Source organism: Aeoliella straminimaris (assembly GCF_024054565.1).
Lineage (GTDB): Bacteria > Planctomycetota > Planctomycetia > Pirellulales > Lacipirellulaceae > Aeoliella > Aeoliella straminimaris.
Genome location: NZ_JAMXLR010000092.1, coordinates 90,948 through 115,596, shown reverse-complemented (window position 1 = coordinate 115,596; position 24,649 = coordinate 90,948). Strand labels below are relative to the sequence as shown.

At 61.4% G+C, this 24,649-nt stretch carries 18 protein-coding genes; 13 read left to right on the top strand and 5 right to left on the bottom strand.

Translation table 11 applies throughout. The annotated features are described in order from the left end of the window. Positions 1–5: 5 nt before the first annotated feature. Genes NG895_RS26320 through NG895_RS26310 form a run of 3 tightly spaced genes read right to left on the bottom strand, consistent with a single transcriptional unit; the run spans position 6 to position 6,181 of the window. Entirely contained in the window at positions 6–2,702 is a 2,697-nt protein-coding gene (locus NG895_RS26320) for an O-antigen ligase family protein (protein WP_252855544.1), read from the bottom strand. 30 nt (positions 2,703–2,732) lie between these two features. Continuing rightward, positions 2,733–5,024 carry a polysaccharide biosynthesis tyrosine autokinase gene (locus NG895_RS26315; protein WP_252855543.1) on the bottom strand — a complete coding sequence of 764 codons (2,292 nt, stop codon included), beginning with the start codon at positions 5,022–5,024 and terminating at the stop codon, positions 2,733–2,735. Positions 5,025–5,065: 41 nt separating this feature from the next. Continuing rightward, positions 5,066–6,181 (bottom strand): polysaccharide biosynthesis/export family protein, encoded by a 1,116-nt coding sequence (locus NG895_RS26310; protein WP_252855542.1) that lies wholly within the window; start codon positions 6,179–6,181, stop codon positions 5,066–5,068. 122 nt (positions 6,182–6,303) lie between these two features. Here NG895_RS26310 and NG895_RS26305 point away from each other — a divergent pair, with 122 nt between their 5' ends. The 10 genes from NG895_RS26305 to NG895_RS26260 all read left to right on the top strand — a co-directional run bounded on the left by NG895_RS26305 (position 6,304) and on the right by NG895_RS26260 (position 16,950). Then, positions 6,304–7,689: a lipopolysaccharide biosynthesis protein gene (locus NG895_RS26305; protein ID WP_252855541.1), complete on the top strand. Its 1,386-nt coding sequence runs from the start codon at positions 6,304–6,306 to the stop codon at positions 7,687–7,689. A 100-nt stretch (positions 7,690–7,789) separates the two neighbouring features. Then, entirely contained in the window at positions 7,790–9,046 is a 1,257-nt protein-coding gene (locus tag NG895_RS26300; protein ID WP_252855540.1) for an O-antigen ligase family protein, read from the top strand. A gap of 24 nt (positions 9,047–9,070) precedes the next feature. Next, on the top strand, positions 9,071–10,036 hold the full coding sequence (locus tag NG895_RS26295) for a methyltransferase domain-containing protein (RefSeq protein ID WP_252855539.1): 966 nt from the start codon (positions 9,071–9,073) through the stop codon (positions 10,034–10,036). Positions 10,037–10,156: 120 nt separating this feature from the next. Then, entirely contained in the window at positions 10,157–11,428 is a 1,272-nt protein-coding gene (locus NG895_RS26290; protein ID WP_252855538.1) for a glycosyltransferase family 4 protein, read from the top strand. Continuing rightward, on the top strand, positions 11,425–12,594 hold the full coding sequence (locus tag NG895_RS26285) for a DegT/DnrJ/EryC1/StrS family aminotransferase (protein ID WP_252855537.1): 1,170 nt from the start codon (positions 11,425–11,427) through the stop codon (positions 12,592–12,594). The genes NG895_RS26290 and NG895_RS26285 overlap by 4 nt, the downstream gene beginning before the upstream one ends. Before the next feature lie 4 nt (positions 12,595–12,598). Then, positions 12,599–13,267, top strand: a complete 669-nt coding sequence (locus tag NG895_RS26280; RefSeq protein ID WP_252855536.1) for a GNAT family N-acetyltransferase — start codon at positions 12,599–12,601, stop codon at positions 13,265–13,267. Positions 13,268–13,278: 11 nt separating this feature from the next. Then, the gene (locus NG895_RS26275; protein WP_252855535.1) at positions 13,279–13,989 is read left to right on the top strand and encodes a sugar transferase; all 711 of its coding nucleotides are present in this window, start codon (positions 13,279–13,281) and stop codon (positions 13,987–13,989) included. A 38-nt stretch (positions 13,990–14,027) separates the two neighbouring features. Beyond that, positions 14,028–15,149: a DegT/DnrJ/EryC1/StrS family aminotransferase gene (locus NG895_RS26270; RefSeq protein WP_252855534.1), complete on the top strand. Its 1,122-nt coding sequence runs from the start codon at positions 14,028–14,030 to the stop codon at positions 15,147–15,149. Between the two features lie 29 nt (positions 15,150–15,178). After that, a complete protein-coding gene (locus NG895_RS26265) occupies positions 15,179–16,000 on the top strand; it encodes a transketolase (protein ID WP_252855533.1) in 822 nt (273 codons plus the stop codon). After that, positions 15,997–16,950 (top strand): transketolase family protein, encoded by a 954-nt coding sequence (locus NG895_RS26260; RefSeq protein WP_252855532.1) that lies wholly within the window; start codon positions 15,997–15,999, stop codon positions 16,948–16,950. The genes NG895_RS26265 and NG895_RS26260 overlap by 4 nt, the downstream gene beginning before the upstream one ends. A gap of 57 nt (positions 16,951–17,007) precedes the next feature. Here NG895_RS26260 and NG895_RS26255 read toward each other — a convergent pair whose 3' ends face one another. Continuing rightward, on the bottom strand, positions 17,008–20,442 hold the full coding sequence (locus NG895_RS26255; protein ID WP_252855531.1) for a S8 family peptidase: 3,435 nt from the start codon (positions 20,440–20,442) through the stop codon (positions 17,008–17,010). A 450-nt stretch (positions 20,443–20,892) separates the two neighbouring features. Here NG895_RS26255 and NG895_RS26250 point away from each other — a divergent pair, with 450 nt between their 5' ends. Continuing rightward, positions 20,893–21,921 carry a methionyl-tRNA formyltransferase gene (locus NG895_RS26250; RefSeq protein ID WP_252855530.1) on the top strand — a complete coding sequence of 343 codons (1,029 nt, stop codon included), beginning with the start codon at positions 20,893–20,895 and terminating at the stop codon, positions 21,919–21,921. Between the two features lie 12 nt (positions 21,922–21,933). On the opposite strand, the gene NG895_RS26245 is transcribed toward NG895_RS26250, so the two are convergent. Continuing rightward, complete coding sequence (locus tag NG895_RS26245; protein WP_252855529.1) at positions 21,934–22,893, bottom strand: bestrophin family protein; 960 nt, start codon at positions 22,891–22,893, stop codon at positions 21,934–21,936. Positions 22,894–23,058: 165 nt separating this feature from the next. Here NG895_RS26245 and NG895_RS26240 point away from each other — a divergent pair, with 165 nt between their 5' ends. After that, positions 23,059–23,466 carry a nuclear transport factor 2-like protein gene (locus NG895_RS26240; protein WP_252855528.1) on the top strand — a complete coding sequence of 136 codons (408 nt, stop codon included), beginning with the start codon at positions 23,059–23,061 and terminating at the stop codon, positions 23,464–23,466. Between the two features lie 78 nt (positions 23,467–23,544). After that, positions 23,545–24,573: a calcium/sodium antiporter gene (locus NG895_RS26235; protein WP_252855527.1), complete on the top strand. Its 1,029-nt coding sequence runs from the start codon at positions 23,545–23,547 to the stop codon at positions 24,571–24,573. The last annotated feature ends 76 nt before the right edge of the window (positions 24,574–24,649 follow it).

Genomic DNA, 24,649 nt, shown 5'->3' with positions numbered 1-24,649 from the left:
GTGAGCTATTGAACGTGACGGAACTTAAAACGCCGGGAGGGCGTAAACGGATTGGTCGCCTGCTTGTGGCGTGCAGCGGCCGACTCCTCCAGCAGCTTGCGAATTCCCTTGTCCGACGAATCTCGAGCCAGACACCAGCGAAGGTGAGGTTCTGCCTCGGAATACTTCTCGGCGTGGAACAGCGCCAGGGCATAGCTGCGGCGGACCGGCAGCAAGGTGCCGTTGGCGTCCACCGCCCGACGGAGGCAAACCAGTTGCTGATCGGTGTTGCCGATGTCGGCATACATCTGGCCTAACGACTTCCAGACATAGGCGATCGGCATCTCGCCCCGTTGGGGCTCATAGGTATCGGCCAGCCGGGAAGCATAGTCGAGCAGATATTCCAGTTGCTGCCGGTCGCCCACCGCGGCATATCGCTGCCAAATGGCGGGAAGCGTACTCCAATCTGCCTGAAACTCCTCGAGGAACATATCGACTGGCATCTTGCCAGCCCAGGTCGCCACCACCTGCAGACGATGCTGACCTGGCCGCTGGAACGACTGGACCCAGCATTGCCGGCCGGTATCGGCACGCCCGTCGACGAAGTGTTGCAAACCTATCTCGAACAGCAGGTCGCCGTCTTCGGGACATAGTCGTTGCGCCTGCGCAAGCAATTGTTCGTTGCGAGGCGAGGAGGGATTGTCGAGGAAATCGACCTTCGACAACCAGACATAGCCTCCCGCTTGCAGTGGCGCGTAGCGAATCGACTCCAAGGCGTGGTAGCGGGCGGCCTGCAGTAGCGGAACGTCGTCGCCCACCGCGCGACGGAGCCACTCCTGCAATTGTTCGGCGGAAGTGAATCCGCCACTCGCCACGGCGGATTGAATCTGCCCCAGTTCCATCCGATTCTCACGCTGTTCGGTTCGCGCGTCGAATAACTGCAAGCACGTGCGGGCCAGCCGCAGATGAGCTTCGCCCGATCGCGGATTTCGTGCCAACGCTGCACGCAGCGCGTCGTACCTGGCCATCACAGCCGCCTGGTGATCGATAAAGCTGCTGGTGTCGCCGGTTTTCGCAAACTGGTCCATCGTGTCGGACAGGCCGAGCTGTTGAATGGCCGCCAATCGACGATACTGCGTGAAGGCAGGACTTGCCATCGCCGGCGGCGCGAGGGTAATGGCCAGGTAAACGATTGCTACTCCGGTCGCGACCGCCAATTCGTAGGGCGGGCTCTGCGACACGAGGTCTCGCTCGCTTCCCACCGCCAGGCGGCGAAGCACTAACAGGCATGCCAATGCCATGGTCATTGTAGCTGGAATAAACCACACGAAGTCGACCAGGTTGTGCGCGGCACTGATCGCCAGAGCAGCCAACACAGCGCCCAAGCAGGCCAGGTGTTCCCGCGATTCGCAACGCCGCCAGGCCATCCTGGTCCAACGCACCACGTACACGAAGACGGCAACCAGCAGTGCCACTCCGGGCAAGCCCAATTCGGTGGCGATTTGCAGGTACCCATTCTCGGCGTGGGAAAACACTTTGGAGGATGGCTGGTCGATGTACGGGGAGTAGATGTCCTGATGCGTGCCGGCGCCTGAGCCGGTGAACCAACCATCGGCAATAGCTCGCAAGTTGGCCGACCAGATGGCACGACGGGCACCCAGTTCGTCGAGTTGCTGCATGGAGCCGGACGTTACCGTTTCCAGCCGCCTGGTAAGCTGTTCGGCTCCGAACAACAGCATTCCGGCACCCAACAGTCCGGCGACGACCAGTGTGTAGATCAATTGCCGCCCACCGAACAAGCGTTTTCGCCAGTAAACCAACAGGATCACCGCGACACCAACCGTCGCGGCCAGCAAACCCCCACGCGACCCCGACAGCACTAAGGCGAGGGCCACCACGCCCAGGCCACAGGCCCATCCCAGGGCCAGGTAGTCAGCCGAAGTACGTTGTGCGGGCCGCATCGAGGCACTCGATCTGGTGACTGGCTGAGGTGCGACCCGTACCAGTTGGTAGGCGATGGCTGTTGCGCCCATGGCCACGAAACTGGCAAAGTGATTGTGATTCATGAAAGCGCCCACGGCGTAGTCGTCGCTACGGCGGAACGGATATTCGTACACCCAAAAGTACAACCCGTCGGAAGTCAGATACTGCAACACGCCGAGCACTGCCATCACGATGGCGGAGACGCCCAGCCACCGCAGAAGTTCGTCGACCTTCTCGCGGCTGTGCAAGCGATCGACGAGCAGCACCGTCAACAGGGTGTAGACGAGCAGCATCGCCAGCGAGATCTGCCCTTCGGTGGGATTGAGCGACAAGGTGTGCCAGGATCCAAGACCAAAGTCGGCCAGAGGCGAATCGCCCTGCCACAGCGGCATTAATTCGGCGTTGCGGGGTGCGAGCCAGCCAACCACCGCCGCCGGTAGTGGTACCAACTGCAGCACCACCCAGGCAATGGCCGCGACTGGAATCCAATAAACGGGGGTCCAACGCCACCCACCGCGGCCGGCCAGCCAGGCGTTTGCCAGCCAGGCCATCGCAGCAATCGCGACCAACGTAGCGTACACCGCACGGGCAATCTCGCCCCGCCCGCCCCAGAACAGCGGCGCCAGGATGAACAATGCCCCCAACGCGAGATCCACCAACTTGGGAAGTGCGACCTCCCACCGCCATTGCCCCATCAGCGCGGCAGGCGAAAAGCGGCTCGTTGTACTACGGTGAAACATGGCAACGGAAAGATGACAGGGAATCTTCAATCAAGCGGCCTGGCGGGGCTCGTCGGTGGAAACGGAAACATCAACTGCAGAAACCTCGTCGATGGAGTCAAGTTCTTCATCGGCCTGGTAGCTGTAGCCGTATCCATAGCCATAGCCGGAGCCATGCATGTCGCTGACATCGTTCGCCACGACGCCGAGAACCTGGCTGCCGGTTGAACGGAAGTTCTCGCAGGCCCGAGCCACCAGGCGACGGTGATTTTTGTCGGGGCGCACCACCAGGACGGCACCGTCGACCAGTCGGCCGACTATCTGGGCGTCACTCACGGCAAGCACAGGCGGGCAGTCGACCAACACTTGGTCGTACTTCGAGTCGGCCCAGGCCAATAGTTCGATGAACGCCTTGCTGGCAAGCAGTTCGGCCGGGTTGGGGCGACGCAAGCCGGCGGGAATGATGTGGAGTCGTTCGGCGTCGGTCTGCACCACATGCGACGGCGCCAATTGAGCGGGCGGCTGGCCCGAGGAAAGCAGATCGGTGACACCTGGCTTGCCCTTTAGTCCCAACAGCGTGGTCATTCCCGGCCGGCGCAGGTCGGCGTCGATGACCAATGTGCGTTTGCCTGCCTGGGCGAAGGCCACGGCCAGGTTGGCCGATACCGTTGTCTTGCCGTCGCCCGGCTCGGCGCTGGAGATCAAAATGCGTTCGGCGCCATCGGTCGACAGCGCAAGCGAGGTTCGCAAGGTGCGGAACGCCTCGCTGTCGGTGTCGTTGGGGCGCACGTGTGTATGCACCGTTTCGAGCCCCTGGCCGACAATCGGATCGAGTCGTTGCACCAGGCCCAATACAGGAACACCCAGTTGCGTAGATAGCTCCTCGGGCGAGTTGAAGCGATCGTCCAGCACGTCCTGTACGTAGGCCAGTGTGACACCAATCGTGAGTCCGCAGATCAGCGACAGCAACCCTACCACTTTTAGTCGAGGCGACACCGGGCGGTCCTCGGGCAGCGGGTCCTTGGTGACCATGGCCTGAATGGGCTTCTGCAGCAGAAACCGTTCGGTAGTCTTGATCTGCTCGATTAGCGCATCGTGCTCGTTTTCCAGCCTGACTAACTCGCGTTCGGTGTTTCGCAGATGTATTAGATTGCTGCTTTGCTGGGTTGCTTCCTGCCGTGCTGCCACAAATGCCTTGCGTTTCTCTTCCTCTTCGAAACCGGCTTGCTGCACCGATTGCGAGAGCAACTGCCGCAACATGGGTCCGAGTTCGGTACCGGCAAGCCCGGCAACCCGCTGGCCGGCGCTGGCACGGTAATTCGCAAGGTATTGCTCGATGCCCCGAATCTTCGCATTCAGTTCGATCATGCGAGGGTTTTTTGGCCCCAGGTAAGGCGTCAAACTGGCGAGCTCACGCTCTGCCTCGGCCTTCTCTTGCTCGCGCTCGCGAATGTTGGTGAGGTCGTCTGCCGACATGCCGAGCGATGACACCATCATCTGCTGTCCTAGCGTTTCCTCCAGCACGATCAAGTGCTGCCGGACGTCTTCGCCCCGCTCGATGGAAGCATTCAACGCCCCGAGTCGTGCCTGCAGTTCGACGCGACGATTTTGCGCCTCGGTCCATCGTTCGTTCATTTGAAGCGCTCGCTGCACCACTGGGTCGATGGCTTCTTCCTGCTCGCCAACTGCCAGGTGTCCCACCGCTTGTCGCAGGGCAAGTAACCTTCCTTGCGTCTGCTCGATCTGGTTCTTATTGGTTTGCAGGTCGGTACGGCGTTGTTCCAGGCTTTCGTCGGCGACTCCCTGGTGCATGTACTCCACGGCGGCCAGATACGAATCGACAATGGCACTCACCACTGCAGCGGCGGCCTCGGGATCACGCGAGCGGTAGCGGACCTCCATCGAGCTGCCTTTACGGCTGGTGCCAACCGACAGCCGGCTCGTTAGATCCTCCACCCAGTCACGCCGCGGAACGCTGGCCAAGTCGACCAGGTACTGCTCGGGCAGTTCGGAAATGGCGTTGCGAATCACCACCGGGCTGCTCAACAGTTTCTGCTGATTGGCCATCAGGTTCTCGTTGGCCACCTGCTCGCCCATACTGGTCAGCTCGTCGGCCTTCCGCTCGCTAATCATCAATTCCGCCACCGAGCCGTAGTAGCGTGGCGCGGTCAGGTAGTAGGCGATACCGAGTGCGGCACACACCGCCATCGAGCCGAACACCAAGTGCCGGCGGTAGCAGAGCGTGCGATACAGCCGGATGACCGCATGCACAACATCGGCCGTAGACAGTTCTCGGCCACCTGCGGCGGAAACGGATAGCTGCGATTGATCGGTGTGAGTCATGGCAGGTCGACTGCGGCGATGCGAAAAGATGCAGGAAGAGGTTAGAACGACAGCAGGTTGCCACCCACGCCAGCGGTAATGCGGAATACTTGGGACAGGGTGTCGACGACGTGCGTCAGTGGAGTGGCTTCGACGCTTACCAGATCGCCAGGCGCCAGCAGCAGGTTGGCGTCGCCATTCACTTTGGCCTCCGCCATGCTCAATTCGATGACGCGTGGCTCCACCTGGCCCTCCAATCGGCGGATGACGAACACCTTGTCGGCCACCGGCGAGCTCTCGCCTCCGGCCATGGCCACGGCGTCCAGCACGTACAGGTCTTGATCGCGAGGCATTTCAAATTGGTTGGGCTGGCGAACCAGGCCCGCCACATGGATCACGCGTTTCTCCGCCGGATGCACCATCACCACGTCCTGGTCGCCCACACCAAAATCGACCGGTGCGTCGTCAAGCTTGGCCAGGTCGATCCGCTCGGTCCGCGAATGCGGAGCGTTCAGCGGAGGAGAAGTGAAGGCCGCCAACTGGACGTCCCCGTCTTCGGACTTGGATGGAGCCTGTGCAAAAATGCTCCTGGGTTGACGTAGCACCTCGACTTCGGTGCCTGCTTCTTCGGTGAATCCACCAGCCGCAGCGATGGCTGCCACCAGATTGCTGGCGCTCTTGGGCACCTCGTGCGTGCCGGGCTCGGATACCGCGCCAAGCACCGTGATTTGATTCACGGCCCGCTTGGCAACGCTGACGGTTACCTGGGGGTCGCGGTAGATTCCACGCTCGATGGCCGCCACTCGTACGAGTTCGGCCGCCTGTTGTTCGTCCAGACCGGCAACACTCACGGCGCCCACCAGCGGCACATTGATCGCCCCGTTGTCGCCCACCCGGGCCGGCTTGCTGGTGGCCTCTTCCTCCAGACCGCTCAGGACGGTGACATGCAACAAGTCGCCGGGCGCTAGTTTCGAGGTACCGCCGACCATGGTCGAGAGCTTGGCCAACGACATGTTCGGTGCGCCATGCGTTGCTTCGGCGCGGAGTTCGGAGGGCAGACTGGCCGCCTGGTAGTGCCCGGAGTAACAGCCTGCTGTCGCCAGCACAAGCACGGCCACGCTCAGCAGCGCGGCGTGGCGGCCGTTGAGCAGATGCGAATAAGGAGAAACTGCCTGCATGTTTTCTGATGCGAGCTAAGGTCGGGGGATATCTGGGTACCGGGCGGGTAAGTACAGCAATCCCGTAGAACGTGGCAAGAGAGATCCCCCAAACCTGCGCACTTCCGCCAAGTGAGTTGCTCTTGACCTCCTGCCCCGGCGTGCACGACTATTCGCCCTTTGCCCCGCCCTCCTATAGTGTGCTCCGCTTGAAGACGCTTGCCCAAAACCTCCGGCGGTCCGCAACCTCGGGCGGCTTCCTCGCCAAGGCGGCTCGCCTGGCATCGGGGCATGCCACCGGATACGCGGTGACGCTGGCCATCTCGCCATTGCTGGCGCGGCTGTACGGGCCCGAGGCCTTCGGTCTGTACGCGCTGTTCGTGCTGGCAATCAGTTCGCTGGGCCCTGTGGCTACGTTGCGTTTCGACCAGACCATACCACTGGCGGCCGGTCGGCGTGCGTCCGGAGTGCTGGCGACGCTCGCATTGGTGGCTGCCGTGAGCGTGACTGTCGCAGGTGTGGTGCTGGGCGAACTGGCCACGGCCATGCTGCACCATGGAAGATCTGCAAGCAGTTGGGTATTGCTTGTGCCGCTCGTGGCCGATGGAGTGCTGTGCTTTACCATGTATCAGATTGTTGCAGGACTTCTGCTGGGCGAAGCTCGATATCGCGAACTGGCTCGCATGCGAGTCACCTACGCCCTGGTGGCCGCCGGGACGCATCTGACAATTCCCCTCGTTATTGGCCCAACACTGCTGGGCCTGCCCGCGGGACAGGCGGTCGGTTTTGCGGCAGCGGCCATTTACGGCAGCGTCCAACTCAAGCGTTTGGGCAGTGTGCGATTGCCGCTAGCGGTGCGCACCCTCGTGAGATACGCGCAGCGTTATCGCCAGTTTGCCGTGTTCGGTGTGCCGGCCGCCGTGGTGTCAAACCTCGGCATCCACGCGCCCGCTTTGCTTTTGACGGCGATGTATAACCTGGAAGCAGCCGGCGTGTACGCCCTGGCGCAACGCGTGTTCACTTCGCCACTGACGCTTGTTACCAATTCCTTCTCGCGCACCTTCCTGGCCGAAGCCCGGGCCGGGCGGCTGCCGGAACTATTCCGCTCGGCGGCAAAGGGAGCCATCCTGCTAACGGCTCCTCCCATCGCGGTCGTGGCGATCGTTGCGCCCTGGTTGTTCAGTCTGGTATTCGGCGCCGAGTGGACCGCCGCCGGCTGGGTATGCACGCTGCTTTCGCCCATGGCGATTTCGCTGGTGCTGGCACAGGTGGTCAGTCCCACCTTCGACATCGCCGGCATGCAAGCACTGCGGCTGAAACGCGAAACGCAGTGCACCGCGCTGGTGGGCATGGGCATCGGGGCGGCCTACGTCGCAGGGCTGCCCTACCTGGCGGCCATCGCTGGTGCCTCGGTCGGAGCCACGCTTGGCTATGCTCTGCTGGTGACCTCAGCAGCCAACTACGCTCGACAGAGTGCTAGCAGCCAGGGCATTTCCGTGGCCCCCGCGCCACTGGGCGAAGCCGCCTAGCAACAACTGGGAACCGATCAAACTCTATTGCTTTGTCGCGTCGGAATCCTCTAGTCTTCCGGCCCGCTCGCCGTTCCTTCTGTTTGTTTCAACGCTCTCGATGCAATCACGCTCCGCGACAGCATTGACTCTCAATCCAGCCTTCCTCTTGGGAAGTCTGATTGCCATCTACTTCCTGATAGGTCGGTGGACTTTTGCCCGACTGTCGGGCGACTACGATCAGGTTCCGCTGTTCGAACAGCCTCGCGTCTGGACGGTCGCTATGATCATCGTTCTGGCGGGCATTGTGTTTACCGAGCTTCGCCACCGTGGTTCCTATCGGCCGCAGTCGGTGGATGTAGCGATAATCGTGTGGTTTACGTACGTGCTGATGTCCGCCATTTGGGCCCCCGATGCCGAACTGGCTGCTGAGAAATTCGTCGAAGTCGCCATGATGCTGGTCGTGGCGGTGGCCATCGCCATGGTTCGCTCGCCCGATACACAGGGGCAAGCCTTGTTGGGGTTCTGGTGGACTCTGGTGGCGATGGGTGCCGCCATGGGGCTGCTGGCCTTGTACATGAGCACAGGCGGCCGCGTTTTCACGCCTACCGGTGGTCCGAACATTTTTGGCCGCAACATGGGCCTCACCGGCATCGGCGCCCTGATGCTTGCCACGCGAAGCTTCAGCCTGGCCAAGGTGTCGCTGTATACGATTGTGCTGCTCTCGGCAGTGTGGGTCGTCATGTGTGGTTCACGCGGCGCGCTACTCGCCACGGGCGTGGCAGGCATCGTGTTGTTCCTCACGGCACGCGTTGGTTTCACCACGAAGATTACCGCGTCGCTTGCCTTTTCGATCGCCGCGATTTTCATGTTTGCCAACACCGAAGCCGGCCGCAATGCGACCGATGTGTTCCGCAACCGCATCCTGCGTCAGACCATCGAACAACGCTACACGGCCGACCGCGACGACCTGTTTATCGAAGCCTACGAACTCGGCATGGAGAAACCGATCATTGGATGGGGCCTCAGTGGTTTTCTGGCCAACAGTTGGATCTATCCCCACAACTTGTTTCTCGAGACCTTCGCCGAAGGCGGTATGATTGGGGTCCTGCTGCTGATGTGGATTTTCTGGAAGTGGTGGACCTCCCTGCGGCGAGACCGTCGGGCAATGACAGGCACCTCGTTGGCTGCCATGGTGCTGTTGGTTGTAGCGGCCAGCTTTAGCGGCAACTATTACGATAGCCGTGGCGTGTTCCTGTTTCTCGCCCTGTCGGTCGAAGCCATCATGCCGAACCGCCTGCCCGCCCTCGCTCCGTCTCCCTCTACCGTCGAATCGCCGGCCCTGGGCTCGATGTCCGCCGCGCCCGTCGGTTCCTGACCTTCTACGCGCACTCGAAACGCCATGCACTGGAAAACCAAGGCCCGCATTCAAACGCTCGTCGCCCGATTGCCCGATCGCCTGTCGTACCCGCTGTACTACCAACTGCAGCGGCGGTTCGGTGCGATGCGGCCGCATCGCATCGATCCCACCAATCGCATGCAGGTGGCCATCCAGCTTTGCGAGCGAATCGTCCAGATGGGGCGTTCCCCCGTCGGGGCAACCTTCTTTGAAGTCGGCACCGGCTGGCGCTTGAATTTGCCCATCGCCATGTGGTTGCTCGGCGCCGAGCAAACAGTTACCGTCGATCTCAACCGCTACCTGCGGATGGAACTGGTCCAGGAGGATCTGGCCTATCTGAGGCAGCACCGCGACGCCATGGCCGGGATGTTTGCGGGCGCACTTCCCGAGTTGTTCGACCGCACTCGGTTTGCCCAGTTGCTGGCTGCCCACCCGACGAGTGCCGAGGAATTCTGCCAATTGATCGCCGCGCGTTACATCGCTCCGGGCGACGCCGCGCGAACACCGCTGGCCGACGATTCGATCGACTTCCACGTCTCGTGCAATGTGCTCGAACACATTCCCCAGCAGGTGTTGGCCGCCATTTTTGCTGAAGCCAACCGAATTGTCCGGCCCGATGGACTGCTGCTGCATCGCGTCGACCACAGCGACCACTTCTCGCACACCGATCAGTCGATCTCGCCGATACACTTTCTTCGTTTCTCGGATGGCTATTGGCAAACTCTTGCGGGCAATCGCTACGGATACGTCAATCGCCTTCGCGAAGACGACTACCTCGCGCTGTTCGACGGCGCCGGTCAAGCGATCGAGCAGGTCGAGTCTGAGTGCGATGCGCACGTGTTGTCGCTGCTCGAAGACGATTTGGACCTCGCCAAGCCGTACGCGGATAAGTCGCTCGACACGCTTGCACGATTGAACTCGTTGTTCGTCACCCGGCCAGCCCCTGCGGCAATGGCTCAGGTGGCTTGATCCTGCGCGCTGCTGCTAGCACCGGGCGGTTTTGGCCGGCATAAGCGATGTTGGCCTGCAGGCGCAATTCTCCTATATTTCGCCGTCGCTCCGCTCCCCCCTGCCCTGCCCCGCCCCATTATGAATGTCTGGCTGCTGCATGTCGGCGAGGAATTGCCCGTGGATGAAACCCCGCGGCTGTTCCGTTACGGTCACCTGGCCAATGCGCTTGCTGATCGCGGCCACCAAGTGCTGCGTTGGGCTCCCACGTTTCAACACTTTCGCAAACGCCAGCGGTGGAATCACGACCACCGCGTCGACGTGAACGACCGCTACGCCATCGAATTCATCCACTCGCCAGGCTATATTCGCAACGCCAGCCTGGCACGCTGGAAGTCATACAGCATCCTCGGTCGGCGCCTTGCCGAACGACTACAGCACGAGTCGCCCCCCGACTTGATCGTCACCGGAATCCCATCACTCGAGTGGTGCACCGTGGCGGTTGACTATGCGGAGCGTCACAACGTGCCTGTGGTGCTGGATGTCCGCGATCTGTGGCCCGACATCTACCTGCACCTGCTGCCTCGGTCGCTACAACCGCTGGGCGAGCTCGCACTCACTCCGCTGCGAAGGCAACTGAGAAGTGCATGTCAGCGCGCGACGGCCATCTACGGTGTGTCGCAGTCGTACCTCGACTGGGGACTCAAGCACGCCGGACGCGCGCAAACCTCGAACGATCGTGTTGTGCCGCTGGGGTATCACCGGCGCCAGCTCGAACCATCGGAGCACGATGCCCAGTTAGCCGACCTCGCGGCACACGGTATTCGCGGCGACAAACTCCTGTGCGTGTTCGCCGGCCTCATTGAGCGAATGTACGACGTCGAAACCATCGTGCGTGCGGCCCGTTTGCTGGAACAGCGTTCGCCTGGCAAGTTTCAGTTTGTCATCTGCGGCGCTGGCAGCAAGCTGCCCGCCGTGCGGCGTGCGGCAGCGGATCTCGACAGCGTCAAATTGCTAGGCTGGGTGACGCAGCCCACGATTCTGGCGCTGCTGGAGATGGCTTCGGTTGGCCTGGCAACTTACACCGCCGGCGCACCGCAAAGTTTGCCGAATAAGCCTTTCGAATACATGTCGGCCGGGCTGCCGATCGTGACCAGCCTTCCCGGCGAACTTCCAAGTTTATTGGGCGAGCACCGCTGCGGCGTTCACTACGACGCGGGCGACGCCGAGAGCCTGGCCACCGCCATTGGATTTGTCGTCGACGATCCAAAGTATCATGCCGAAATGGGCGAACGTAGTCGCCAGTTGTTTCTCGAGCGATTCAACTCGCCGGTGGTGTATACCGACTTTTGCGATTCGCTCGAGCGTGTTGCCGGCGTGCCGACGCAACCACAACTAGGAGCGGCCGCATGAGTTCGACCCTGGCCCCCCATCGTCGCGGCCGCCGCCCCAGTGCGAATGCTTCGCCACCACCGGCGAACACTCCTGCCGCGATGCCGCTCACCTACTTTCGCGGTCGCGTGGCGCTCGCCGCCATCTTGCGGGGCCTTGGCATTGGACCGGGCGACGAGGTTGCGGTGCAGGCCTTTACCTGCGTAGCGGTCCCCGAGGGCGTGATGGCCACTGGCGCCACGCCCGTGTATGCCGACATCGGCAGCGACAGTTTCAATGTCGATGCAGAGAGCCTGTCCCGCGCCATTACCCCAGCCACTCGGGCGATTGTCGTGCAGCATACGTTTGGCACGCCGGCCGAGATGCCTCGGATCATGGAAATCGCCTCTGAAGCTGGGCTCGCCGTGGTGGAAGACTGCTGCCACGACATGGGGACCACCCTCGATGGTCACCCACTCGGCTCGTTCGGCGTGGCGAGCTTCACCTCGTTCGAGTGGGGAAAACCAGTCGTCGCCGGTTTGGGTGGCGAGGCGGTGGTCCGCGACGCAGCGCTTCGCCAACGACTTGCTGCCGAGTACGAACAGTGCGAATTGCCCTCTCGCAAGAAGCAATTGCAGCTCGAACTGCAATACCTGGCCTTCGGCCTGCTTTATCGCCCGCAATGGTACTGGCGGGTTCGCGAGGCGTTCCACCAGTTGGGCCGCCTGGGTGCGGTAGCCGGCAACTTTCGCAGTGCCGAACAGTCACAAGAGGTCTCGCCTGAATTCTCCTTGCGGATGTCGCACCGGATGACTCGCCGGGCCATCGCAGGCCGCCAGCAACTGCCCGCCATCCGCCAGCACTCACGGCTGATGGCGGACGCGTACCGCCAAGCGATCAGCTCGTCGACCATCGCGCATCCGAACTTGCCAGCAGGAGCCGACACTTATTTCGCCCGCTATCCTTTGCGGGTGACCGACAAGCCACGGCTGCTAGCAGAAGCCCGTCAGCAGCGAATCGAGCTTGCCGAATGGTACCGCACCGTGATACACCCCCTCGAAGGCGACCAGCTGCGCGCGGTGGGCTACGAGCCGGGCAGTTGTCCGCAAGCCGAACAACGTGCCAGCGAGATCGTTTCGCTCCCCACCCATCGCCGCACCCGCCACGACTTCCCCCAACGCGCAGCCCAATTGCTCAACCAACACTAAGTGCATGCCTCCGACAGAGCTACAGATCGAACTGCATTCGGGCCCGCTGCCGCGGACGCTCGCGGTGTCGATTGCGCGGTTGCACACGGAACAAATTTCTGCAGGTTTTCTCACCTCGCTCGGCCAGCGGTTTCTAGTTCACCTCTACGACTCCATTGCCACCTGCGACGACGCCGTGCTTCTGACGGCTCGGCAAGGCGAACGGTTGGCCGGTATGATCTGCGGTTCGACCGACACGCGACGGGTTTACCGCCACTTCGTGCGGCGCAAGGCCGTGCAAGCCGGTTTGGCCGCGCTGCCGCGACTGCTGACCATCGAGCGGATGAAGCACGTGTGGGAAACCTGGCGCTACCCCGCGAGCACTCCCCAACTCGACCTGCCAGCGAGCGAAGTGCTGAACTTCTGCGTTTCGAGCGACTTCCAGCGGCGGGGTGTCGGCGTCTCGCTGTTCGATCGTCTCACCCAGGAACTGCACGCGCGGGGCCTGCGCGACATGAAGATCGTCACCGGCGAAGCCCAGGAGTCGGCCCATCGTTTTTACGAAGCAGTGGGCGCCGTACTCGCCCATCGCACCGAAGTCCACCGCGGTCAGGCGTCGCGAGTTTACCTGTATCCTTTGTCTCACCTGTCGGCGCACGACGCGCCCGACCAGGTACATACCCCCGCTGCCTGAGGACGAATGGAATGTCCAAACGCGTGTTCGACTTTGTAGCCGCCAGCACTGGGCTGCTGTTGCTCTCCCCTGTCATGTTGTTTGTCGCCCTGTGGATCAAGCGAGACTCGCCTGGTCCTGTGTTCTACCGCGGCCGACGTGCCGGTCGGGGTGGCATACCGTTCCAGATGCTGAAGTTTCGTTCGATGGTCACCAATGCCGACAAGATCGGCGGCCCGACCACCGCGGGTAACGACTCACGCGTCACGCCCAGCGGCCGCTTCGTCCGCAAGTACAAGCTCGACGAAATTCCGCAGTTGATCAACGTGGTCCGCGGCGAGATGAGCCTCGTGGGTCCGCGGCCCGAAGTGGTCGACAAGGTGGAAAAATACAATTGGAACGAACGCCGCATCCTCACGCTGCGACCCGGCATCACCGATTGGGCTTCCATCTGGAACAGCGATGAAGGAGGCGTGCTGGCCGGCGCGCCCGATCCCGATGACGCTTATGAGAAGGTAATTCGTCCCGGCAAACTGCAACTGCAACTCTATTACCTTGAGAATCGCTCGCTGGCCAGCGACCTGAAGATCATCGCCGCGACCCTGATTCGCATTGTCCATAAGCGTTACACGCCCGCGGAAATCAAAAGCTATCCCACGTTTCGACAGCTCCGCGCCAGTGTGGCCCGGCTGGTTGCCACCGAGCAGATTCACCGCGACAAGACGAATCGTCCCGCCGCTTAAGTGCCACCTGTCCCGCCAAGTTCCGCCAAGGTTCTACGATGAGTACTACCACACTTCGCAAGATTCCTTTCTTCGACTATCCGGCCCTGTTTGCGGCGGACGAGGCCGAGTTGGTCGAGATTTTCAAAGACGTTGGACGCCGTGGTGCGTTCATTATGCAGCGCGACCTCGAGGAGTTCGAGCAGAGTGCCGCAGAGTACGTCGGCGCCAAGTACGCCCTGGGCGTTGGCAATGCTACCGATGGATTGTTGCTCTGTATGCGCGCCGCCGGCATTGGACCGGGCGACGAGGTGATCTTCGCCAGCCACACGATGGTTGCCACGGCCGCGCCGATTCACTTCCTGGGTGCCACGCCCGTGGCGGTGGAGTGCGGCGCCGATCACTTGATCGACCCGGCCAGCGTGGCCGCCGCGGTAACGCCAAGGACCAAGGCCATCGTGCCCACGCAGCTCAACGGCCGCACGGCCGACATGGAAGCCCTGCAGGCCATTGCAGACGAATACGATCTGCTGATCATCGAGGACGCCGCCCAGGCGTTTGGCGCCCGCTACAAGGGTCGCGCGGCCGGCACGTTCGGCCACTCCAGCGCCATCAGCTTCTACCCCGCCAAGACGCTCGGCTGCCTGGGCGATGGCGGCCTGGTGCTCACCAGCGACGACGAAACCTATCGTCTGATGAAGTTGTTCCGCGACCACGGCCGCGACGAGTCGGGCGACGTGGTGACGTGGTGCCTGAATTCGCGGCTCGATAACCTGCAAGCGGCCTTCCTCAACTTCAAGCTCAAGACCTACGACCAGGCTATCGAGCGCCGGCGGCAGATTGCCAGGCTGTACCAACAAGAGCTTGGCGACTTGACGGAGCTCACACTTCCCGTGGGCCCGGATGAAGATCCCGACCGGTTCGACATCTTCCAGAATTATGAAATTGAAGCCGAGCGGCGGGACGGACTCAAAGCCCACCTGGCCGAACAAGGTATCGGCACGCTCATTCAATGGGGCGGCAAGGCCGTGCACCAGTTCCCCGAACTGGGTGTCAGCGCCACGCTGCCCTATACCGACGCACTGTTTCAAAAGATGTTGATGCTGCCGCTAAACCTCGCGCTTTCGGACGACGACGTCAGGCACATCTCGCAGCAAGTCCGTGGGTTCTACGGCAAGTAGTCCTGCGCACTGGACATGGAGGTCCAACGATGAAACCCAAAGAAGAATTGGCCGAACTGGCCCGCCGCATCCGCGTGCACGCGGTGAAGATGGCCAATCGCGCCGGCAGTTGCCATGTGGGTAGCTCGCTATCGATGGCCGAGATCCTCTCCGTGCTCTACGGCGGCGTGATGAACGTCGACCCCACACACCCCGAGGCCCCCAACCGCGACCGTTTTGTGCTGAGCAAGGGTCACGCCTGCGGCGCGCTCTACTCGGTGCTGGCCGAAAGTGGCTTCTTCCCGCTGGAGTGGCTCGAGTCGTTCTTTCAGAACGGTGGCCGACTGCCCGGTCACGCCACGGCCAAGGGTATCCCGGGCATCGAGGTCTCCACCGGTTCGTTGGGCCACGGATTACCCATCGCCGTGGGGATGGCACTCACCGCGAAGCGCGACCAGCAGCCGTACCGCGTGTTCTGCGTGCTGTCGGATGGCGAGTGCGACGAAGGCTCCAACTGGGAAGCCGCTATGTTCGCACCGCACCACCAGCTCGACAACCTGGTGGCCATCATCGATTACAACAAAATCCAAAGCCTCGGCCACGTGGACGAGGTGCTGCCGCTCGAACCGTTCACCGACAAATGGCAGGCGTTTGGTTGGCAAGTCGTCGAGGTCGACGGGCACTCGATCGACCAGCTAACCACCACGCTGCAGGCGGTGCCCACCACCCAAGGCAAGCCGACTTGCGTCATTGCCCACACCGTCAAGGGCAAGGGCGTCGATTTCATGGAAGATCAACTGCTGTGGCACTACCGCACGCCACGTGGCGAGGAATACACCGCGGCGCTCGAGCAATTGGGGGAAGTAGCATGAGAACCACTTTCATCGATACGCTGACCGATCTGGCCTACGCCGACCCGCGGATCACCCTGGTGACGGGCGACCTGGGATTTGGCGTCGTACAGAAGTTCGCCGAACGGTTCCCCGATCAGTTCGTCAATGCCGGTGTCGCCGAACAGAACATGACGGGCCTCGCCACCGGTATGGCGCTCGCCGGGCGGATCGTGTTCACCTACTCGATTGCCAACTTCCCCACGCTGCGACCGCTGGAACAGATTCGCAACGACGCCGCGTACCACAATGCGAATGTGATCGTGGTAGCCGTGGGTGGCGGGATGAGCTACGGCGCGTTCGGCATGACGCACCACGCCACCGAAGACATCGCCATCCTGCGATCGCTGCCCCAGATGACCGTGCTCGCACCTGGCGACCCGGCCGAAACGACGGCCGCCACCCGCAAGGTGGGCGAAGGCATTGGACCGGTGTATTTGCGACTCGGCCGAGCCGGCGAACCAACGGTTCACACCGGACCCATCGATTGGCACCTCGGCAAGGCGCTCGTCACCCGCGAGGGCACCGACGGCACCATCATTTCCACCGGCGCGATGCTTCACACGGCCGTCGCCGCGGCCAATCAACTAGCAGAAACCGCCGGCATCGAGCTACGCGTGCTGAGCATGCACACCATCAAGCCCTTGGACAGCGACGCCATCGTGGCGGCCGCCGAAGAGACCGGCGCGGTCATTACGCTCGAGGAGCACAGCATCCTCGGAGGCCTCGGCGGTGCCGTGGCGGAGGTGCTGCTGGAAGCGGGCGTGCCGGGTGTCGCCTTCAAGCGAATCGGCCTGCCATCGCAGTACATTACCGAGGTCGGCAATCAGGACTACCTCCGCAAAGTGCACGGCCTGGACGTCGACAGCGTGGCCCGCACAACGCTACAAACGCTCGAAAAGACCAATCGCGCGGCACGTCACGCTGCCTAACCCCCTGCAGCGACGGAGCACGTACCGACCACTTGGCGTTCGGGCTATTGACGGATCTTAAACCGAGATCCAGTCGCCGTAGAGCTTGAAGACGTAGTCGATCGAATCGGAACTGGCTTCGTCGTTGCCCGTCAGATCTCGCCACGCTTCCACGCGATCGAAGCCACGTGCTTCGTTGTAGTAGAGGCCGTTGGTGCAGTACGCACCCCAGGCTGCGGCATGTACGTCGTCGTCGGCGGCCGAGTCGTGGAAGATCGCACGGTCGTTGCCATCGGAGGCGTGAGCGTACGTCGTTTCGAAGTCGCGGGCGTCGTTGAAGTACCCACTGCCCAGCATCACGGCCCGCCAGTCCCACGACGCGTAGGTATCGTCGCCCGAGGTGTCGTAGAACGTTGCGGTGTCGTTGCCTCCGTAGGCGAAGGCAGCAGTGTATTCGAAGCCACGGCCATCGTACAGGAAGCTGGCGCCCTGCATCGTGATCTGGTCCGACCAACCATTGTAGGTTTCGTCGTTGTCGGTGCCATGCATGTAGGCACGGTCGTAGCCACCCTCGCCGTAGGCCAGGGTGTAGCCAAAGGAGCGAACGTCGTGGAAGTAATCGGTTCCGGTCAGCACCTGCCGCTCGTCCCAGCAGGTGAAGACATCGTCGCCCGAAGTGCCATACATAATGGCCTGGTCGTTGCCACCGCTTGAACTGGCGAACGTGTAACCAAAGTCGTAGGCCTCGTTCCGGAAACCGCTTCCCGAGTACGTAGCATGGTCGGCCCAGCCATAGTACGTATCGTCGCCGGCCGAATCCAGGAAGTAAGCCTTATCGATGCCCGACGAGGCGTAGGCGGCGGTGAACTGGAAGTTGTCGGCCGAATTGTAATAGCCGGTGCCCCGCATCAGGGCCTTGTCGCTGTAGCCGTAGTACAGATCGTTGCCGGCCGAGTCGTAGAAGTACGCCTCGTCGTTGCCAGCGGTACTGTAGGCATGGCTGGCGTCGAAGTTTTGGCCTTCGTTCGAAAAGCCCGTACCCACCATGACGGTACGGTCGCTGTACGCGGTGTAGGTATCATCGCCCGCGCTGTCGTAGAACGTTGCTCGGTCGACACCAGTGCTGGCGATCGCCACGACGCTGTCGAAGTTGTGCACGTCGTTGAAGAAGCCCGTCCCGAGCATTACCGCACGATCGGCCCAGGCCGCAAAGTTGTCGTGCAGGGCGGAGTCGTACAGCGTGGCAGTGTCGTTTCCGCCCGATGCGTACGTATACGTGCGGTCGAAGCCATACACTTCATGCTGAAAGCCGGTACCAGTGAGCGTCACATGGTCGGTGTACGCCACCAGCGTTTCATCGCCATCGGTGTCGTACAGCTTGGCGGTGTCGTCGCCGCCACTGGCGTAGATCGCCACCGATTCCATGCTGCCTGCCGTGGCCGAGTAGCCCGAACCCGACAGGTTGGTCCAGTTGACCCTTACCGTGGCCATATCGTTGCCACTACTGCCGGTAAAGGTGATCGCGTCGCTGCCGGCACCGCCGTTCATGCTGAAGTTCGTTACCGTGGCGCCATCGAACGAATAGCTCACGCCATTGACGGATAACGAGTGTACGCTGCCAGCGGTGAAACTATAGGTATCGTTGGCACTGGTACCACTGGCAACGACCTGGCCGCCAATCTTGTTCACCAGGTTCGTCAACCGCACGTCGACGTCGGAGTTGGTACCTGTAATGCACAGGTAGAACTCTTCGCCCGCGGTGGCCAGGTGGTCGACCCGTTCCCCATTGCCCGTGGTGGTGCTCTGGTCGAGCATCTGCATGTTCGAATCGTACAGGGCGAGGTCGACGTTGCCGCTGGTATTGGCGAAGGCTGCCTGGGCCGTGACGTACCCGGATTGTCCGGCCACCACGCGATACCAGGCCTCGCCGGCGATGTTCATGCCGTTGTGCGACTGCTGTCCGCCGATGTTGCCCCAGTCGACGAACGTGAACGACGACTCGATCGATACATCCATGTCGTAGTAGCCCAGACCACCGGAAGTCGAGAGTCCCACGGTGTAGGTCTGCCCTGCCACGACGTTCATCGTCCAACTTTCGCCGCTCTGTGTGGCGACATTGCCCCCAAAGTCCCAGGCGACATCCAGCTCGTGACTCTCCGTTGCGCTGAACGTGGCGACCCCTGTCGCTCCCGCAGTAAACGTGAAGTAGTCGCCGTCGGTCAGCGACGAGATCATACCGCTGACTTGGGTGGTGCCGGTTCCCAACGTACCGAGCCCGTGGGCCGAGTCGCTCGCGCCGTAGTCGTCTTCGGGCATCAACGCGTTAATGGCGGATTCCATGTTCAGCCGCAGGTAGCTCTGGCTGGTGGCCGAATCGTAAAACGTATCGGCTGTCTCCCGCATATGGGCGTAGATCACGTCCTGCGTGATGGTGGAGTAGCCCAACAACTCCATTGCCTCGCGAATGATCACGCTGGCGCCGGCCACGTAAGGCGACGCCATGCTGGTGCCCGAGGCACTGCCCCAATCGTCGTCCACCCCGTTATTGTTGCCGGCGAAATCGGGCAAGGTGCTACGAATGAATCGTCCCGGCGCGGCAATGGCGCTGGAGTGACGCTGGCTGAAGTAACTCAGGGCGCCGCCGTCGTCGACGCTCATCACCGGCACGACGTAATCGCTGGCAGCCGGATAGCTGAGCCCCGGCGTGTTGTAATGAGTTCCGGCGTCCACCAATGATTGGTTTGTCGTGAAACTGTTACCGGCCGACACCGAAATGAAGATGCCCAGTTGTTCAAGCTGGTCAAACTTGCTCTCAATATAGCTGTAGCCGGTCGGTGGCGAGTCGCCGTTAAAGGCGGTACCCAGCGACAGGTTGACCGCCGTGATCGGGTTGGCAAAGTCGTCGTGGTGGTCGATTACCCATTGCAGGGCGCTCGACACGTAACCAAAGTGGCCATAGCCGCTATCGTCGAACACCCGCAGCGCCACCAGGTCGACCCCAGGGGCTACGCCTTGGTTCTTGCCCAATTGGTCGCCGGTACTACCAATGATGCCGGCCACGTGGGTGCCATGAAAACCATCGGGTGCGTCGTCGTAAGGATCCGAGTCGCCTTCGGCAAAGTCCCAACCACCGACCACGCGGTAACCGGTACCATAACCGCCCCCCAACGCGTAGTGATCGTAGGCAACTCCGCTATCGATGACGACAACCGTCTGCCCGGTCCCGGAGAAACCGAAGTTCTCCCGCACGGTGTCCAACCCCGTCAGGTTGTGCGCGCTGTCGAGCGTCGGCTCGACATCCGCGTGCTGGGAGATTTCGGGAAAGGAACTGTGCGCTTCGATGGGGGGAAACTCGGTGTCCGCCGTGACAGCGGGAGACTCGTCCAAGGTACCATGTTGACTGAAGCCAGCATCCATCAGACCATTGAAGGGATCGACGGCCATCAATTGCCGCAATTCAAGCGACTCTATGCTGCTGCGGCGTTTGGGACGTGGACGATGTTTGCGTGACATGGATCGCTTCCCCAAAAGCGAGGCCGCGTCGGGCGGCCCGGGGCCAGAAATCTGGCCAACGGAAAAAATTGGCGGATGAAAAGTGTGGTGGATAAGTAACCGCCCACAGGCCGGGGGCATCTGGTCGGTCAATCAAGCGTAGGTTACGTTTCTGTGCCAAGATGCGGGGGACAGTAAACGCATCCGAGTTCCGAAAGATTGCAGTCGGCCGCAGACAGGCAGACCACTATCTGTGTGGCAAATCTGCCACATGGAAGGCAGACCGCGAGGCATTAACACAAACCCGTCGCGATATCGAAACATCTTCGGCCCCCTGTTCGAACCCTTCGTTCTCTGCGGCCGACTACCGAAGCCGCGAGTGGAGGGCACTGCACCGACTGACGTTGACCCTTCGAGGCGATTGCCGACAATGGGTCGAGTTCACGCCAAATGCCCCCCTCACCGACCACCATGAATTCCGCCCCACGAATCGTCTTTGCCGGCAGCGTCAACACTTCGCGGACCGCGTTGGAGTCGATCGTCGCCGCCGGCGGCAATCTGGTGGGTGTGTTGGAGCTCGCACCCTCGGCTTCGCGAAACGTAAGCGGATTCGCCGAATTGTCCGACATCGCCGCCCGAGCCGAGGTGCCCATCGTGCGATTCGAGAAGATCAATTCTCCAGAGGTCATGACCGCAGTCGAACGGTGGCAGCCCGACCTGCTGTTTGTGGTCGGGCTATCGCAACTGGTGGCTGACGAGTTACTTAACCTGCCTCGCTTGGGGTGCGTTGGCTTTCACCCGACGTTGTTGCCCGAAGGGCGCGGCCGAGCGCCCATTGCGTGGCTCGCGTTGGGGCAAGCGCGGGGCGCCGCAACGTTCTTTCTGATGGACGCCGGCGCCGACTCGGGGCCGATCTTGGCGCAACACCCGTTCGACGTCTCGCCAGACGACTACGCCTTCGACATCGAAGAGAAAGTAAACCAATCGATCCGCGAAGCGCTCGGCCAGTGGCTGCCGCGGCTGAACGCTGGCGAGTGGGCTCCGGCTCCGCAAGACCACAGCCAGGCCAGTTACCTTGGCAAACGAACTCCCGCCGACGGCCACATCGACTGGTGCCTAGCAGCCACCGACATCGCCCAATTGGTCCGCGCGGCGTCCCGTCCCCTCCCCGGTGCGTACACCTACCTGGGCAATGCGAAGCTCATCGTGTGGCAGGCGACCATCGTCGAAAACGCCAACATCCAGGGCATACCAGGACGCGTGTTGAACTTTGACTCCGACAAACGTCCCCTGCTGCAAACCGGTAACGGAGTACTGCGTCTCGACGAGATCGATATCGTCTGCGACTCGCTCGACACCCCCAAACTGCGTGTCGGCTCGCAACTGGGTTACTCGGCCGAAGACGAGGTGCATCGCCTGCGTAAAAAAGTGGCAAAGCTGGAAGCAAAGTTGCAGCGGGTGATCGAAGATCTGGAGCTCAGCGAGTTTCGCACCGAATAGCATCGCAGCAGGCTACAACACCACACCACCCACCGGTGCGAGCTTCGTCGGCAGGTTCGTGTCGCCGAGCATCTCCTTCAGATTCTCTTCGATCGTCAGACTGATGGCCGAGAGCGGTGTATCGCCAGGGCGATTCTCGAACGGGTCTTCGGTTCGCGCACCGATCTGCTCCAGCGACAGGAACACGAAGTTGATCGCAAGCGACAGCGGAATGTTCCAAACGCCAAGTTCTTCGACAAAGGCAAACGGCACCAGCGTGCCATGGATGAAGACGAACATCCGGCCGAAGTAGCTATAGGGCCGCGGAAATGGCGTATTCTTGATCCTTTCGCACATGCCCTGATGGTTGTTGAACTCAATCAAGGTCTCGTCCAGACGGACCAGCCGATAGTCGGAAATCCACCCCCTGTCGTAAGCATGCTGCAAGTCACGCCCCTGCAGCATCAGCAGATAGTTGGGCGGATTCCTCTTGCTCATTACCTCGTCAAACTCCTCCGGAGGGAGGAAGCCTTTGATTTGCTGGTAGTCGTTGGGCGCCTCCATCAATTCCTGTTCGATCCCGTTGTATGGGTGTCGCTGCCGGAGGAACACGCGAAGGCCATGCACAAAAGCCATGTGGCGATAGATCATCGCCCGCTGCCAGGAGGCAAGTTCTTCATTCGGCCTCCCCTCCTGGTCCATGGAAAGCGTCAACACTTCACGTCCCCACGCGCGACTATAATTGACCAGCTTGCCCCAGATCTTACGGGCCTCCCACCAGCGGTCGTAGGCGGAGTTGTTGTTGAAGGCCAGAAAGATAGCCAGCGCCGTGCTGAGCGTCGCCACGGCTTCGAACGGAACCGACAACTTGTCGATAAATGAGAACTTGTGGTGCAGAAAGTAGACGGCAATCGACAGACACAGGAAGTAAAGCATGCTCTTCCACGCATAGAAGAAGATGTACTTCCACCTGAGATTCTTGGATACTATCATCGCCGGTCCCTAAGAGATATCGAATCGTGACAACCGAGCATGGTACACACTGCTATGGGTCGCACGCTATAGTCAATGTGCGGATCACAATGGCGTAGCACTCTGCCAGCGCAGTAGTGCGGTAGTCGTCCGGCAACCAAAAGGCAAGCGATCGGACCAACGCAGATGAGCCCGAGCCTGGAAACTGCCGAACGCTTCGCTCGTGCGCTCGATGCGGAAAACTACACGGCGGCTGCGGCCCTGCTCAGCCCGGGTTGCGAGTATACTTGTCGCGGAACTCGTTACCACGGGCCCGCTGAGATCATCGAAACTTACCGCCAGAGCGGCGAAAGCGTACAACGCGACTTCGACGCGGCAACCTACGAGAGCCGCTGCGAAAGGCTGACCCAGCGGGAAGCGCTAATTCATTTCCTTGATCGGCTAACCAAGAGTGGCCAGACTTTCACCTTCGCGTGCCAGCAACTCGTCGAGGTGGACAATAGCGGTCAGATCGTGCGCATCGAACACCAAGATCTGCCGGGACAACGCGAAGCCTTGACAGAGTTCAAGCGCAAAGTTGGACCAAATGCGTAGGAACCGCGTGACAACTATCGTTTTGGCTGGCGTGGAAGGAACAATCGCATCGTGACAGCGTTGCAACTAGTAGCCGGGATGGCAATTTTGATTCTGGGCGCGGAACTGCTCGTCCGCGGCGCCAGCCAGTTGGCCGCGTCCATGGGCATTTCGTCGCTGGTAATTGGCCTTACCGTAGTGGCCTTTGGCACCAGTTCGCCAGAACTAGCCGTCAGCGTCAAAGCCGCGCTCGATGGCCAGGCCGACGTCGGGCTGGGCAACGTGATTGGCAGCAACACCTTCAACGTGCTGTTTATTCTCGGGCTCTCGGCCGCCATTTCGCCGCTCGTGGTCTCGTCGCAACTGGTGCGGTTAGACGTGCCCGTCATGATCGGTGTCTCGCTGCTTACCATTGCGCTCGCCTGGGACGGCATGCTTAACCGTGTCGATGGGGCGATCCTCTTTTCCGGCATCCTGATTTACACGGGCCTCCTGCTATACTTTTCCAGAACTCAGCGAGACAAGCCACCCGAGACCTCTCGGTCCAGCAGCATCGTCTGGTCGATCGTGCTGGCCGTGGTGGGATTCGTGCTATTGGTGGTTGGTTCGCGGCTTTTGGTGAAGAGTGCGGTGACGATCGCCACCGCAATGCAGGTCAGTAACCTGGTGATCGGACTGACGATCGTGGCGGCTGGCACCTCACTGCCCGAGGTCGTCACTTCGGTGGTGGCCTCACTGCGTGGCGAGCGAGACATCGCTGTGGGCAACATTGTGGGCAGCAACTTGTTCAACCTACTCTGCGTGCTGGGCGCGGCCGCCCTGGTGTCGCCAACGGGAATACCGGTGCAACCCTCGGTGCTCGCGTTCGACCTGCCGGTGATGACCGCCGTGGCCGTGGCGTGCCTACCGATTTTCTTCACCGGCATGGCAATCTCCCGCTGGGAGGGCGCACTGCTATTGGGCTACTACATCGCCTACACCACGTATTTGATCCTCGCCGCCACGGATCACGACGCCCAACACACCTTCGGCGCCGCGATGCTGTGGTTCGTGATCCCGATCACGGGCGTGACGCTGGTGGTACTGTTTGCACGGGAGTGGCGGAAGAGAAGCAGGCACACAAGTTGACACTCCACCGTGCTATCATGCCTTCTTATGACGCAAATGCACGGCGAATTCGATGTATCGGCCAATCTTTGTGGAC

What these genes read in the sequence shown, in the direction of transcription:
- NG895_RS26320 (WP_252855544.1), bottom strand. Translation starts at nt 2,702, where the DNA reads ATGTTTCACCGTAGTACAACGAGCCGCTTTTCGCCTGCCGCGCTGATG.
- NG895_RS26315 (WP_252855543.1), bottom strand. Translation starts at nt 5,024, where the DNA reads ATGACTCACACCGATCAATCGCAGCTATCCGTTTCCGCCGCAGGTGGC.
- NG895_RS26310 (WP_252855542.1), bottom strand. Translation starts at nt 6,181, where the DNA reads ATGCAGGCAGTTTCTCCTTATTCGCATCTGCTCAACGGCCGCCACGCC.
- NG895_RS26300 (WP_252855540.1), top strand. Translation starts at nt 7,790, where the DNA reads ATGCAATCACGCTCCGCGACAGCATTGACTCTCAATCCAGCCTTCCTC.
- NG895_RS26295 (WP_252855539.1), top strand. Translation starts at nt 9,071, where the DNA reads ATGCACTGGAAAACCAAGGCCCGCATTCAAACGCTCGTCGCCCGATTG.
- NG895_RS26290 (WP_252855538.1), top strand. Translation starts at nt 10,157, where the DNA reads ATGAATGTCTGGCTGCTGCATGTCGGCGAGGAATTGCCCGTGGATGAA.
- NG895_RS26285 (WP_252855537.1), top strand. Translation starts at nt 11,425, where the DNA reads ATGAGTTCGACCCTGGCCCCCCATCGTCGCGGCCGCCGCCCCAGTGCG.
- NG895_RS26280 (WP_252855536.1), top strand. Translation starts at nt 12,599, where the DNA reads ATGCCTCCGACAGAGCTACAGATCGAACTGCATTCGGGCCCGCTGCCG.
- NG895_RS26275 (WP_252855535.1), top strand. Translation starts at nt 13,279, where the DNA reads ATGTCCAAACGCGTGTTCGACTTTGTAGCCGCCAGCACTGGGCTGCTG.
- NG895_RS26270 (WP_252855534.1), top strand. Translation starts at nt 14,028, where the DNA reads ATGAGTACTACCACACTTCGCAAGATTCCTTTCTTCGACTATCCGGCC.
- NG895_RS26265 (WP_252855533.1), top strand. Translation starts at nt 15,179, where the DNA reads ATGAAACCCAAAGAAGAATTGGCCGAACTGGCCCGCCGCATCCGCGTG.
- NG895_RS26260 (WP_252855532.1), top strand. Translation starts at nt 15,997, where the DNA reads ATGAGAACCACTTTCATCGATACGCTGACCGATCTGGCCTACGCCGAC.
- NG895_RS26255 (WP_252855531.1), bottom strand. Translation starts at nt 20,442, where the DNA reads ATGTCACGCAAACATCGTCCACGTCCCAAACGCCGCAGCAGCATAGAG.
- NG895_RS26250 (WP_252855530.1), top strand. Translation starts at nt 20,893, where the DNA reads ATGAATTCCGCCCCACGAATCGTCTTTGCCGGCAGCGTCAACACTTCG.
- NG895_RS26245 (WP_252855529.1), bottom strand. Translation starts at nt 22,893, where the DNA reads ATGATAGTATCCAAGAATCTCAGGTGGAAGTACATCTTCTTCTATGCG.
- NG895_RS26240 (WP_252855528.1), top strand. Translation starts at nt 23,059, where the DNA reads ATGAGCCCGAGCCTGGAAACTGCCGAACGCTTCGCTCGTGCGCTCGAT.
- NG895_RS26235 (WP_252855527.1), top strand. Translation starts at nt 23,545, where the DNA reads ATGGCAATTTTGATTCTGGGCGCGGAACTGCTCGTCCGCGGCGCCAGC.